Source organism: Stenotrophomonas sp. S41, assembly GCF_016624625.1.
GTDB lineage: Bacteria > Pseudomonadota > Gammaproteobacteria > Xanthomonadales > Xanthomonadaceae > Stenotrophomonas.
Genome location: NZ_JACVTV010000049.1, coordinates 15,982 through 27,770, shown reverse-complemented (window position 1 = coordinate 27,770; position 11,789 = coordinate 15,982). Strand labels below are relative to the sequence as shown.

Annotated in this window: 13 protein-coding genes; 11 read left to right on the top strand and 2 right to left on the bottom strand. The window is 67.7% G+C overall.

The features are described 5' to 3' along the window. Positions 1–184: 184 nt before the first annotated feature. The 4 genes from IAE56_RS11920 to IAE56_RS11905 all read left to right on the top strand — a co-directional run bounded on the left by IAE56_RS11920 (position 185) and on the right by IAE56_RS11905 (position 2,627). Positions 185–1,192 (top strand): methionine ABC transporter ATP-binding protein, encoded by a 1,008-nt coding sequence (locus IAE56_RS11920; RefSeq protein ID WP_108770062.1) that lies wholly within the window; start codon positions 185–187, stop codon positions 1,190–1,192. After that, positions 1,189–1,878 carry a methionine ABC transporter permease gene (locus IAE56_RS11915; RefSeq protein WP_108770061.1) on the top strand — a complete coding sequence of 230 codons (690 nt, stop codon included), beginning with the start codon at positions 1,189–1,191 and terminating at the stop codon, positions 1,876–1,878. Before IAE56_RS11920 ends, IAE56_RS11915 begins: the two co-directional genes overlap by 4 nt. Before the next feature lie 160 nt (positions 1,879–2,038). Further along, positions 2,039–2,317, top strand: a complete 279-nt coding sequence (locus IAE56_RS11910; RefSeq protein ID WP_200752699.1) for a type II toxin-antitoxin system RelE/ParE family toxin — start codon at positions 2,039–2,041, stop codon at positions 2,315–2,317. 10 nt (positions 2,318–2,327) lie between these two features. Further along, on the top strand, positions 2,328–2,627 hold the full coding sequence (locus IAE56_RS11905) for a HigA family addiction module antitoxin (protein WP_200752698.1): 300 nt from the start codon (positions 2,328–2,330) through the stop codon (positions 2,625–2,627). A 71-nt stretch (positions 2,628–2,698) separates the two neighbouring features. Here IAE56_RS11905 and IAE56_RS11900 read toward each other — a convergent pair whose 3' ends face one another. Beyond that, positions 2,699–3,301, bottom strand: a complete 603-nt coding sequence (locus tag IAE56_RS11900; protein ID WP_116865473.1) for a lipocalin family protein — start codon at positions 3,299–3,301, stop codon at positions 2,699–2,701. Positions 3,302–3,426: 125 nt separating this feature from the next. Between IAE56_RS11900 and IAE56_RS11895 the strand changes: the two genes are divergently transcribed. Together IAE56_RS11895 and IAE56_RS11890 are read left to right on the top strand one after the other, a co-directional pair. Next, positions 3,427–3,741: a hypothetical protein gene (locus tag IAE56_RS11895; protein WP_108770059.1), complete on the top strand. Its 315-nt coding sequence runs from the start codon at positions 3,427–3,429 to the stop codon at positions 3,739–3,741. Positions 3,742–3,810: 69 nt separating this feature from the next. Beyond that, complete coding sequence (locus IAE56_RS11890; RefSeq protein WP_200752697.1) at positions 3,811–5,907, top strand: prolyl oligopeptidase family serine peptidase; 2,097 nt, start codon at positions 3,811–3,813, stop codon at positions 5,905–5,907. Between the two features lie 74 nt (positions 5,908–5,981). Here the strand turns inward: IAE56_RS11890 and IAE56_RS11885 are convergent, their stop codons facing one another. Further along, positions 5,982–7,166, bottom strand: a complete 1,185-nt coding sequence (locus IAE56_RS11885) for a pyridoxal phosphate-dependent aminotransferase (RefSeq protein WP_200752696.1) — start codon at positions 7,164–7,166, stop codon at positions 5,982–5,984. Positions 7,167–7,309: 143 nt separating this feature from the next. Between IAE56_RS11885 and IAE56_RS11880 the strand changes: the two genes are divergently transcribed. From IAE56_RS11880 to IAE56_RS11860, 5 genes are all read left to right on the top strand, one after another. Continuing rightward, a complete protein-coding gene (locus IAE56_RS11880; RefSeq protein WP_200752695.1) occupies positions 7,310–9,421 on the top strand; it encodes a S9 family peptidase in 2,112 nt (703 codons plus the stop codon). Positions 9,422–9,475: 54 nt separating this feature from the next. Further along, positions 9,476–9,898: a YbaN family protein gene (locus IAE56_RS11875; RefSeq protein WP_200752694.1), complete on the top strand. Its 423-nt coding sequence runs from the start codon at positions 9,476–9,478 to the stop codon at positions 9,896–9,898. 118 nt (positions 9,899–10,016) lie between these two features. After that, positions 10,017–10,268, top strand: a complete 252-nt coding sequence (locus IAE56_RS11870; protein WP_200752693.1) for a lipoprotein — start codon at positions 10,017–10,019, stop codon at positions 10,266–10,268. Next, entirely contained in the window at positions 10,261–11,112 is an 852-nt protein-coding gene (dapF, locus tag IAE56_RS11865; protein ID WP_200752692.1) for a diaminopimelate epimerase, read from the top strand. Before IAE56_RS11870 ends, dapF begins: the two co-directional genes overlap by 8 nt. Next, entirely contained in the window at positions 11,109–11,783 is a 675-nt protein-coding gene (locus tag IAE56_RS11860; RefSeq protein ID WP_108770052.1) for a DUF484 family protein, read from the top strand. Before dapF ends, IAE56_RS11860 begins: the two co-directional genes overlap by 4 nt. Positions 11,784–11,789: the final 6 nt, after the last annotated feature.

Genomic DNA, 11,789 nt, shown 5'->3' with positions numbered 1-11,789 from the left:
CCCCGCGGGGGCCCCCCCCCCGGGGGCCCCCCCCCCCGGGGGGGCCCCCCCCCCCCACCGTCATCCCCGGTACACGCGGCTTAGAACCAAAAGGAATAACATTCTGGCCCAAGGCGCAGGCGCGCAACCGCCGGCGCTGGTAGGCTGCACGCCCCTTCCATCGCCCTGCCGGTGAGCCACGCCCGTGATCGAGTTCCAGCGCCTGCACAAATCCTATGCCGTTGCCGGCCGCCAAGTGAGCGCGCTGCAACCGCTGGACCTGACCATCGAGGCCGGCGAAGTGTTCGGCATCATCGGCCATTCCGGCGCGGGCAAGTCGACCCTGATCCGCATGATCAACCGCCTGGAAGAACCCAGCGGCGGGCGCCTGCTGATCGGCGGCGAGGACATCACCGCGCTGGATGCCGACGGGCTGCGCGCGCTGCGCCGGCGCATCGGCATGATCTTCCAGCACTTCAACCTGCTGTCCTCGCGCACCGTGGCCGGCAACGTCGCCTTCCCGCTGGAACTGGGCGGCATGGCCAGGGCCGAGATCGACGCGCGCGTGGCCGAGCTGCTGCAGACCGTCGGCCTGCAGGACCACGCGGCGAAGTATCCGGCGCAGCTGTCCGGCGGCCAGAAGCAGCGCGTGGGCATCGCCCGTGCGCTGGCCACCCGCCCGCAGATCCTGCTGTGCGATGAGGCCACCAGTGCGCTCGATCCGCAGACCACGGCCTCGGTGCTGTCGCTGCTGTCGAAGATCAACCGCGAGCTGGGCCTGACCATCGTGCTGATCACCCATGAGATGGATGTGATCCGCCGCGTCTGCGACCGAGTGGCCGTGCTCGATGCGGGCGAGCTGGTGGAAACCGGCCCGGTCACCCAGGTCTTCCTGCACCCGCAGCACCCGACCACGCGCCGTTTCGTCAGCGAATCGGAGCATGTGGACGAGGGCACGCTGCACCGCGATTTCGACGTGGTCGGTGGCCGCATCGTGCGCCTGACCTTCCTCGGCGGCGATACCTACGAACCGCTGCTGGGCAGCGTGGCGCGGCAGACCGGCGTCGACTACAACATCCTGTCCGGCCGCATCGACCGGATCAAGGACACCCCGTATGGCCAGCTGGTGGTCGCCCTGGTGGGCGGTGACCAGTCCGCCGCGCAGGCCGCGTTCGTGGCCGCCGGCGTGCACGTTGAGGAACTGCGTCGATGATCGTCGCTACTGCTGAAGGCTTCTTCCGCCACCTGGATGCGGACAAGTGGGTGGATATCGGCAAGGCCACCATCGAGACGCTGCTGATGATGGCCGGCTCGCTGCCGCTGACCCTGGCCATCGGCCTGCCGATGGGCGTGCTGCTGTACGTGTTCGGCGCGCCGCAGATGAAGCGCCGTCCGTTTGCCTACGGCGTGCTGGCGATCGTGGTGAACCTGCTGCGTTCGGTGCCCTTCATCATCCTGATGGTCGTGCTGATTCCGGTGTCGCTGTGGCTGATGGGCCAGTCGATCGGTGTGCTCGGCACGCTGCCGGCGCTGGTGATCGGTGCAGCGCCGTTCTATGCGCGCCTGGTCGAGACCGCGCTGCGCGAAGTGGACCGTGGCGTGGTCGAGGCCGCGCAGTCGATGGGTGCCACCACCTGGCAGCTGGTTACCCGGGTGTTGCTGCCTGAAGCGCGGCCGGGCCTGATTGCTGCAGCCACGGTCACCACCGTCGCCCTGGTCGGCTTCACCGCCATGGGCGGCGCGATCGGTTCGGGCGGCCTGGGCGACCTGGCGCTGCGCGAAGGCTACCAGCGCAACCGCACCGACGTGGCCCTGGTCACCGTGGTGGTGCTGCTGATCCTGGTGCAGCTGCTGCAGATGCTCGGCGACCGCCTGGTCGCGCATTACACCCGCAAGTAATACGGTGCCGGGCGTCGCCCGGCATCGTTCGGGTAGCGCCGGGCCATGCCCGGCGGCGGCATGACGCAATCGATCCATAGGAAACCTGAATCACCGAACCGCGACTGGCAGCACTTCCAGTCGCTTGGTATATTCCGCGTTACGTAATACGTTTTGCGGAATGATCCAGTCCTTCCGTTGCAAGCACACCCGCGCCTTGTTTGAAGGCCACTGCGTGCGCGCTTGGCTGCCGATTCGACGCGCAGCCGAACGCAAGCTGCAGATGCTCGACTCGGCACAGACGCTGGCGTTCCTGCGCAGTCCGCCAGGCAACCGGTTGGAGGCACTGGCTGGCGACCGCAAAGGGCAGCACAGCCTGCGCATCAACGATCAGTGGCGGCTGTGTTTTATCTGGACCGACAGCGGTCCGCAATCCGTGGAAATCGTTGACTACCACTGAGGCATTCGCCATGAAGCCAATCGACAATCGCCTGCGGGCCATCCATCCCGGCGAGATCCTTCGCGAAGAGTTCCTCTCACCACTTGCCTTGAGCGTGAACGCGTTGGCGAGGGCACTGGATGTTCCGGCCACCCGCCTGCATGCCATCGTCCATGGCGAACGCGCGATCACCGCCGACACCGCTGCCCGGCTGGCACGTCATTTCGGAGGTGATGCCGCATCGTGGCTGGCGCTGCAGGCGACCTATGACCTGAAGACGCTGCCCACGCTTGGCGAGATCGAGCGCCGCGTGCAGCCGCGGGCGGCGTAGGGCACGTCACGTCCGCCGGGCGTCGCCCGGCATCGTTCGGGTAGCGCCGGGTCATGCCCGGCGACGCTTTCTCAGCGCACGTTCGGGACTTCGTAGCCCAGCTTGCCGACCTGGTCGGCGTGCTGCGGCACGCGCTTGAGCTTGTCGGTGTTCACGCCGTACTCGTCGCGCAGGCGCTCGGCCAGCTCCTTGTACAGCGCCTTGTCCATGTCCGGCTGGCGCGAGAAGATCCAGGCCATTTCCCGGCCCGGGTAGCCGATCATCGCCCACGAATAGTCCGGGGCGACTTCCAGCACGCGCGAATGGGTCGGCACGATCCGGTAGAACCAGGTGCGCCAGGCGTGGTTGCCGCTGTCGGCGTCGACGCTGGCACGTGCACGCACTTCCTGCTGCGGCGCACCGAAGCCATCGCGGTAGCGGTAGACGATGCCCACCTTGTTGTCTTCGCGCAGCGTGTACTCGTTGACGCTGGCCACGTGGCCGCGTTCGATGAAGTTCGGCACGCGGCCGATCACGTACCAGGTGCCCATGAAACGCTGCAGATCGATCGGCGCACCATATTCGGAGGCCCCCGATGCGCTGGCGCGCGGCGACGGCGGGTCGCTGGCGGCCAGCGCGGGGCCTCCAAGGGACAGAGCCAGCAACACGGCGCAGAACGGGCGGATCGAGGACATGCGGGAGCGAGCTCCATTGGGTGCCCAAGCATGGTCGACTGTGCGTGCTCGATCCGTCAATGGTGTCGCAGCTCCTGAGAAGGCGGCGCGCCAAGCTGGGCATCATCGAATCGTCGAGAACGCCCATGAACGCTCGCTCTTCCCGTCGCAACCCTGCTGAACGCGACAGCTTCGCCTCCGACCGTCGCCTGCTGCGCAGCGTGCAGCAGCTGGCCCTGGCCGGGCTTGCGCTGGTGCTGGTGTGGCCGGCCGCGCGCGGCAGCAGTGTCTGGCTGGGCTGGCTGCCGCTGTGGCTGGTGGGCATGCCGGTGGCGGCCTGGTGGGCGCTGCTGGGCTGCCCGTTGCCGCTGCGCGCCTGGCTGCGCCGGTTGCGCCAGCCGGGCGTGCAGGCCAGGCGCCTGCCGGCACGGGCGCGGCGCGCGCGTACCGCTGCGGCCTGACCTTCGACACGGGGGCGGCCCCGGGGATCCGTGCTAGCGTTCCAGCGCTTATGACTGCCTGGAACCGCAATGTCACGATTCGCTTCCGCCTGCCTGCTGGCCGGCATGATGACCGCTGCTTCGGTGGGGACCGCCGTGGCTGCTGAAGAAACCGACCGTTACGCCTGGCTGGAGGACGTCACCGGCGACAAGCCGCTGTCCTGGGTCAAGGAACAGAATGCCAAGTCCGAGGGGCGCCTGGCGCAGACCCCGGCCTTCAAGCAGATGGAAGCCAGCATCCGCGAGGTGCTCGATTCGGACGCCAAGATCCCCGGCGTGCAGAAGATCGGCGACTATTACTACAACTTCTGGAAGGACCAGCAGCACGAGCGCGGCCTGTGGCGCCGCACCACCCTGGCCGAGTACCGCAAGGCCTCGCCGCAGTGGGAAACCGTGCTCGATCTGGATGCACTGAACAAGGCCGAGGGCGAAAACTGGGTCTGGCACGGCGCCGACTGCCTGCGCCCGGACTACAGCCGCTGCCTGATCGCGCTGTCGCGCGGCGGCGCCGATGCCGATGTCACCCGCGAATTCGACCTGGCCAACAAGACCTGGATCAAGGACGGCTTCTTCCGCCCCGAATCCAAGGGCGGTCTGGGCTGGATCGACCGTGATTCGGTGTTCGTCTACACCGATTTCGGTGCCGGTTCGATGACCACCTCCGGCTACCCGCGCGTGGCCAAGCTGTGGAAGCGCGGCACGCCGCTGGCCTCGGCCAGCGTGGTCTACGAAGGCAAGCCGGAAGACATGTACATCGCGGCGATGCACGATGACACCCCGGGCTTCGAGCGCAACCTGGTCAGCCGTACGCTGGCCTTCTACAACAACGAGCTGTACCTGCGCGCCGACAATGGCACGCTGACCAGGATCGACGCGCCGAACTCGGCCGAGAAGGGCCTGCACAAGCAGTGGCTGACCCTGGAACTGCGCGACCCGTGGACCGTGGGCGGCAAGACCTACGCCTCCGGCTCGCTGCTGGCGACAAAGCTCGACGATTTCCTGGCCGGCAAGCGTGATTTCGAAGTCCTGTTCACCCCGACCGCGACCACCTCGCTGGCCGGTGCGACCTGGACCAAGAGCCACCTCGTGCTGAACGTGCTCGACGACGTCAAGAACCGCCTGTCGGTGCTGACCCCGGGTGCCAAGGGCTGGCAGAAGAGTGAGTTCGTCGGTGCGCCGGCCTTCGGCACCCTGGCCGTGGGCGCAGTGGACAGCAACGACAGCGACGCCGTCTGGCTGACCGCCACCGATTACCTGACCCCGACTACCCTGGCCCTGGCTGACATCGGCAAGGCCCCGGAAACGCTGAAGACCATGCCGGCCTTCTTCGATGCCGAGGGCAAGGTGATCGAGCAGCACTTCGCCACCAGCAAGGACGGCACCCGCGTGCCGTACTTCGTGGTGCACGACAAGGCGATGAAGCTGGACGGTTCCAACCCGACCCTGCTGTACGGCTACGGTGGCTTCGAGATCTCGCTGACCCCGAGCTACTCCGGTGGCATGGGCCGCGCCTGGCTGGAAAAGGGCGGCGTGTACGTGGTCGCCAACATCCGTGGCGGTGGCGAGTACGGCCCGCGCTGGCACCAGGCGGCGCTGAAGCAGAACCGCCACAAGGCCTATGAAGACATGGCCGCGGTCGCGCAGGATCTGGTCACCCGCAAGATCACCACGGCCAAGCACCTGGGCGTGCAGGGCGGCAGCAACGGTGGCCTGCTCACCGGCAACATGCTCACCCAGTACCCGGAACTGTTCGGTGCCGTGGTGGTGCAGGTGCCGCTGCTGGACATGAAGCGCTACAGCCACCTGCTGGCCGGTGCCTCGTGGATGGCCGAGTACGGCAACCCGGACACCAGCGACTGGGAGTTCATCAAGACCTTCTCGCCGTACCACCTGTTCGACGCGAAGAAGACCTACCCGCCGGTGCTGTTCACCACCTCCACCCGCGATGACCGCGTGCACCCGGGCCACGCCCGCAAGATGGCGGCGAAGATGATCGACGCCGGCAAGGACGTGACCTACTACGAGAACATCGAAGGTGGCCACGGCGGCGCAGCCAACAACGCGCAGGCCGCGCACATGTCGGCCCTGGCCTACAGCTTCCTGTGGGAGCGCCTGGGCGGCAAGTGATGGAATGAAAAACGCCGCCCTCGGGCGGCGTTTTTCGTTGGCCGTGCGGCGCGATCGCCGGGCATGGCCCGGCGCTACCGGAATCGCTTCAACCCACGCGCGATCCGCTCCACCGCCTCCTGCAGCCGCGGCACTTCCTGCGTATACGCCAGGCGCACGTGCTGGTTGGCCCGGTGGAAGCCGAAATCCAGGCCCGGGGTGAATGCCACATGCTCGGTTTCCAGGAAGTGCGCGCAGAACGCCTGCGCATCGTCGGTGAACGCACTGACGTCGGCGTACAGATAGAACGCGCCCTGCGGCTCCACTTCGATGCGGAAGCCCAGCTCGCGCAGGGCCGGCAGCAGGAAATCGCGGCGCTGGCGGAACGCCTCGCGGCGCTGTTCGAAGATCGCCATCGATTCCTCGCTGAAGCAGGCGAGGGCGGCATGCTGGGCGATGCTCGACGCGCTGATGTACAGGTTCTGCGCCAGCTTCTCCAGATCGAGCACCGCCGCCGGCGGCGCCACCAGCCAGCCCAGCCGCCAGCCGGTCATGCCGAAGTACTTGGAGAAACTGTTCAGTACGAAGGCGCTGTCATCCACCTGCAGCACGCTGGGCGCATCCAGGCCATAGGTCAGGCCGTGGTAGATCTCGTCCACCACCAGGTGGCCACCGCGCGCATGCAGCGAGGTCGACAGCGCGGCCAGTTCATCGGCCGACAGCACGGTGCCGGTGGGGTTGGCGGGTGAGGCGACCAGCGCACCGACGCTGTCGGCATTCCAGTGCTGTTCCACCAGCGAGGGGGTCAGCTGGTAGGCGGTGTCGGGGCCGACCGGCACCAGCTGCGCGCCGCCTTCCACCAGGCGCAGGAAGTGGCGGTTGCAGGGATAGCCGGGGTCGGCCAGCAGCCAGTGCCGGCCCGGGTCGACCAGCAGGCTGCTGGCCAGCAGCAGCGCGCCGGAACCACCGGGGGTGACCAGGATGCGCTCGGGATCGATGTCCAGGCCGTAGTGGCTGCGGTAGAAACCGCTGATCGCCTGGCGCAGGGCCGGCAGGCCGCGCGCGGCGGTGTAGCGGGTATGGCCAGCGGCCAGTGCGGCCTGGCCAGCGCGCACGACCGGTTCGGCGGTGGTGAAGTCCGGTTCGCCGATCTCCAGATGGATCACGTCGTGGCCGGCCTGTTCCAGCGCCTGCGCGCGGGCCAGCAGGGACATCACGTGGAAGGGGGCAATTTCATGGCTGCGCCGGCTGTAGCCCGGCGTGTGGGGCAGGGTGCTCATGCCGCCATGGTACGCCGCCGGCAGGGGCCGCCGCAGCGGTGGTAGAGTCGAGCTTGCTCGACTGCGGTTGCGGTCAGTCGAGCAAGCTCGACTCTACCTGCGCCACGGACGCCATTGCGTAACCGCACAAGGAGCCCTATCTCATGAAATCCACCCTCTGCCTGTTGCTTGCCAGCCTGATGACCAGCACCGTTACCGCCGCCACCCCGCCCGTTCCGCCGGATGCCGCCAGGCACCCGCACGAGGTCAAGGCGCCGTTCGGCGCCACCCGCAACGACGACTATTACTGGCTGCGCGACGACAAGCGCGAGAACAAGGACATGCTGGCCTACCTGCAGGCCGAGAATGCCTACACCGACCAGCTGCTGGCGCCGCTGAAGCCGCTCGAAGACACCCTGTACAAGGAAATCGTCGGCCGCATCAAGCAGGATGATTCCAGCGTGCCGGCGCGCGAGCGCGGCTACTGGTACTACAGCCGCTACGAGACCGGCCAGGACTACCCCATCCACGCGCGCCGCAAGGGCAGCATGGAGGCGGCCGAGGAAATCCTGCTGGACGTCAACGCGATGGCCGCCGGCAAGGGCTATTTCAGCGTCGGCGCGATGGAAGTCAGCCAGGACAACCAGCTGCTGGCCTGGGCCGACGATGATGTCGGCCGCCGCCAGTACACCATCCGCTTCAAGGACCTGGCCACCGGCAAGGTGCTGCCCGATGTCATCACCGGCAGCTCCGGCAACCTGGTCTGGGCCGACGACAACCGCACCGTGCTGTACGTCGAGAACGATCCGGAAACCCTGCTGACCGTGCGGGTGAAGAAGCACGTGCTGGGCACCCCGGCCAGCGCCGACACCGTCGTCTACGAAGAGAAGGACGACAGCTTCTACATGGGCATCGGCCGCACCCGCGACGATCGCTTCATCACCATCGGCGTGCACAGCACCGTGTCCTCGGAAGAGCGCTACGCGCCGGCCAGCGACCCGACCACCTTCACCGTGCTGGCCCCGCGCCAGCGTGACGTCGAGTACGACGCCGACCATTACGACGGCCGCTGGGTGATCCGCACCAACGATGGGGCGAAGAACTTCAAGCTGGTCACCGCACCGACCGATGCCACCTCGCGTGCGCAGTGGAAGGACTGGATCGCGCATGACGATGCCGTGTTCATCGAAGGCTTCGAGCTGTTCGACAGCTACACCGCCATCGCCGAACGTTCCGAAGGCCTGGAGCGCATCCGCCTGCTGTTCAAGGATGGCCGCAGCGACTACGTGAAGGCCGACGAGCCGGCGTATTCGATGGGCCTCGGCGACAACACCGAGGCCGACACGCCGTGGCTGCGCTACGTCTACACCTCGATGACCACCCCGACCACCGTGTTCGAACTGAACACCGCCACCGGCGAGCGTCGCCAGCTGAAGGTGCAGCCGGTCATCGGCTATGACGCCTCGAAATACGAAACCGACCGCGTCTGGATCACCGCGCGCGACGGGGTGAAGGTGCCGGTGTCGCTGGTCTACCGCAAGGGCTACCAGAAGGATGGCAAGGGCGCGCTGTTCCAGTACGCCTACGGCAGCTACGGCATGTCGATGGACCCGTACTTCAACCAGACCGCGGTGAGCCTGCTCGACCGTGGCGTGGTCTACGCCATCGCGCACATCCGTGGCGGCCAGGAAATGGGCCGCGACTGGTACGAGAACGGCAAGCTGCTGCACAAGCAGAACACCTTCAACGACTTCATCGACGTCACCCGTGGCCTGGTGGCGCAGGGCTGGGCGGCCAAGGACCGCGTCGCCGCCTCCGGTGGCAGCGCCGGTGGCCTGCTGATGGGCGCGGTGGCCAACCAGGCGCCGCAGGATTACCGGGTGATGGTGGCGCAGGTGCCGTTCGTCGACGTGGTCACCACCATGCTCGACCCGACCATTCCGCTGACCACCAACGAGTACGACGAGTGGGGCAACCCGGAGCAGAAGCAGTACTACGACTACATGCTGTCCTACTCGCCCTACGACAACGTCAAGCAGCAGGCCTACCCGTCGCTGTTCGTGGGCACCGGCCTGTGGGATTCGCAGGTGCAGTACTGGGAACCGGCCAAGTGGGTGGCCAAGCTGCGTGACGACAACACCGGCCACTACCCGATCGTGTTCCGCACGAACATGGAAGCCGGCCACGGCGGCAAGTCCGGGCGCTTCCAGCGTTACCGCGAGCTGTCCGAGTCGTATGCGTTCGTGCTGCAGCAGCTGGGCATCGTCCAGCCGTGATCGCGCCAGGGTGCCGGGCACTGCCTGGCACCCTGAACCGGTATCCTTGCGGCCATGACCGCGCCCGCACCACCACCTCCGGATGACACGCCGCCGCCGCGCGTGGTGCGCTTCCGCTGGGCGTGGTGGCTGCTGGCCTACGTCAGCCTCGGCACCGGCATCGTCGGCATCTTCGTGCCGGGCCTGCCGACCACCGTATTCATCCTGATTTCGGCCTGGGCCGCCTCGCGCGGTTCCGAGCGCCTGCACACCTGGCTGCTGCAGCACCCGCGTTTCGGCCCGGCCATCGCCAACTGGCAGGCGCACGGTGCGGTCAGCCGCTACGGCAAGTGGATGGCCACGATCACCATGGCCGCGTGCGCCGGCATCATGCTGTGGTGCGTGCCGATCGCCTGGGTGAAGTGGTTTTCCATCGGCAGCATGACCGTGGTGGCGATCTGGCTGTGGACACGGCCGCTGCCCCCGCCGGCGGGATAGAGTCGACCGTTGGTCGACTGCTGTCCCGGCCGCCGGCGAAAACCCCGCGCTGCGCGCGATAGTCGACCAACGGTCGACTCTACCAACCGCTCAGCCGCCAATGGCTATACTCGGGCGCATGAAGATCCCCCATCGCAACGCCATCCTGATTCCGCTGGCAGCGGCCTCGCTGCTGTTCCTGTCCGCCTGTGGCAACAAGGGCCCGCTGGTACTGCCGCAGAAGCCGGTGCCGGTGGAAGAGACGGTCGAACCGGCCGTCGCGCCCGAAGCCAGCCCGGAAGCCACCCCCGCCGCGACCCAGCCGACCAGCGACGGCAGCCCCTCGGTTACCCCGGACCCGATCAAGCCGGTGGACGGTGGGGATGAGTAAGGCTGGCTCCAACGCCCTGCGCTTCAGCAAGATGCACGGTGCGGGCAACGATTTCGTAGTGATCGACCTGCGTGACGGCACGCCGCCGCCCACCCCGGAACTGGCCGCGCGCCTGGCCGACCGCCATACCGGCGTGGGCTGCGATCAGATCCTGACCATCGAGGCCCCGCGCGCGGAAGGCTCGGTGGCGTCCTACCGGATCTGGAATGCCGATGGCTCCAATTCCGAACAGTGCGGCAACGGCGCGCGCTGCATCGCCGCCTGGCTGGTGCGCGAGGGCAGTGCGCAGGGCGAGCGCTTCGTGATCGACAGCCCGCTGGCCAGCCACGACGTGCAGGTGCTGGGCGATGGCCGCTTCTCGGTGGCCATGGGCGTGCCGGCGTTCGAACCGGCACAGGTGCCGCTGGTGGGCTTCGCCCATGCGCGCGATGAATACCTGATGCCGCTGCAGGGCGAAACCGTGCGCTTCTCGGCGGTGTCGATGGGCAATCCGCACGCGGTCATCGAAGTGGGCCTGATCGATGCCGCGCCGGTCGAGCGCGTCGGCGCACTGCTGCAGCAGCATGCGTCGTTCCCGCAGTCGGTCAACGTGGGCTTCGCCCAGGTGATGGGACCGGACCATGCGCGCCTGCGCGTGTACGAGCGTGGCGTCGGCGAAACCCTGGCCTGCGGCAGCGGTGCTTGTGCAGCGGCCGTCACCCTGATGCAGCGCGGCCGCCTGCAGGCCGATGCACGCATCAGCCTGCCCGGTGGCGAGCTGCGCATCCAGTGGCCGGGCGAAGGCCAGCCGGTGGTGATGGCCGGCCCGACCGCATTCGTCTTCGAAGGGGAGTGGATCGCATGAGTGAGACCGTCGACAAGCTCGGGGGCCATGACGTCGCTGCGTGGTTGCGGCGCCATCCCGGCTTCCTCAAGCAGTTCCCGGACCTGGCCCTGACCCTGGTGGTGCCGCGCGATGACGGCCCGACCGCGTCGCTGGCCAGCTACCAGCTGGAAGTGCTGCGCGAGAAGAACCGCGAGCTGGCGCGACGGTTGGCCGACCTGGGCGCCACTGCCCAGGTCAACGAGCGGTTGGCGGTGCGCACGCACCAGCTGACCCTGGCCCTGATGAAGCAGGACAACGCCGCCGACACCCTGCGTGCGATGGCGGCGTCGCTGCAGGAAGATTTTGCCGGTGACCTGGTGCGGCTGGTGGTGCACACGCCGGTGGCGGGCCTGGAGCAGGCCGAATGGCTGCAGGTGATTGCCGCCGACGACGCGCAGCTGGGCCCGTTCCGCGATTGCCTGAAGGACGGCGAGCCGATCTGCGGGCGCCTGCAGCCGGAAAAGAATGCCGTGCTGTACGGCGCGCGCAGCGATGAAGTGCAGACCACCGCACTGCTGCCGCTGCCGGGCATCGGCCTGATCGCCGTCGGCAGCCACGATGCCAACCGCTTCTACCCGGGCATGGGCACGCTGTTCCTGCGCATGATGGGTGATGCCCTGGTCGCCGGCCTGAAGCGCTTCGAGCGCTGAGCCGGG

What these genes read in the sequence shown, in the direction of transcription:
- IAE56_RS11915 (WP_108770061.1), top strand. Translation starts at nt 1,189, where the DNA reads ATGATCGTCGCTACTGCTGAAGGCTTCTTCCGCCACCTGGATGCGGAC.
- IAE56_RS11910 (WP_200752699.1), top strand. Translation starts at nt 2,039, where the DNA reads ATGATCCAGTCCTTCCGTTGCAAGCACACCCGCGCCTTGTTTGAAGGC.
- IAE56_RS11905 (WP_200752698.1), top strand. Translation starts at nt 2,328, where the DNA reads ATGAAGCCAATCGACAATCGCCTGCGGGCCATCCATCCCGGCGAGATC.
- IAE56_RS11900 (WP_116865473.1), bottom strand. Translation starts at nt 3,301, where the DNA reads ATGTCCTCGATCCGCCCGTTCTGCGCCGTGTTGCTGGCTCTGTCCCTT.
- IAE56_RS11895 (WP_108770059.1), top strand. Translation starts at nt 3,427, where the DNA reads ATGAACGCTCGCTCTTCCCGTCGCAACCCTGCTGAACGCGACAGCTTC.
- IAE56_RS11890 (WP_200752697.1), top strand. Translation starts at nt 3,811, where the DNA reads ATGTCACGATTCGCTTCCGCCTGCCTGCTGGCCGGCATGATGACCGCT.
- IAE56_RS11885 (WP_200752696.1), bottom strand. Translation starts at nt 7,166, where the DNA reads ATGAGCACCCTGCCCCACACGCCGGGCTACAGCCGGCGCAGCCATGAA.
- IAE56_RS11880 (WP_200752695.1), top strand. Translation starts at nt 7,310, where the DNA reads ATGAAATCCACCCTCTGCCTGTTGCTTGCCAGCCTGATGACCAGCACC.
- IAE56_RS11875 (WP_200752694.1), top strand. Translation starts at nt 9,476, where the DNA reads ATGACCGCGCCCGCACCACCACCTCCGGATGACACGCCGCCGCCGCGC.
- IAE56_RS11870 (WP_200752693.1), top strand. Translation starts at nt 10,017, where the DNA reads ATGAAGATCCCCCATCGCAACGCCATCCTGATTCCGCTGGCAGCGGCC.
- dapF (WP_200752692.1), top strand. Translation starts at nt 10,261, where the DNA reads ATGAGTAAGGCTGGCTCCAACGCCCTGCGCTTCAGCAAGATGCACGGT.
- IAE56_RS11860 (WP_108770052.1), top strand. Translation starts at nt 11,109, where the DNA reads ATGAGTGAGACCGTCGACAAGCTCGGGGGCCATGACGTCGCTGCGTGG.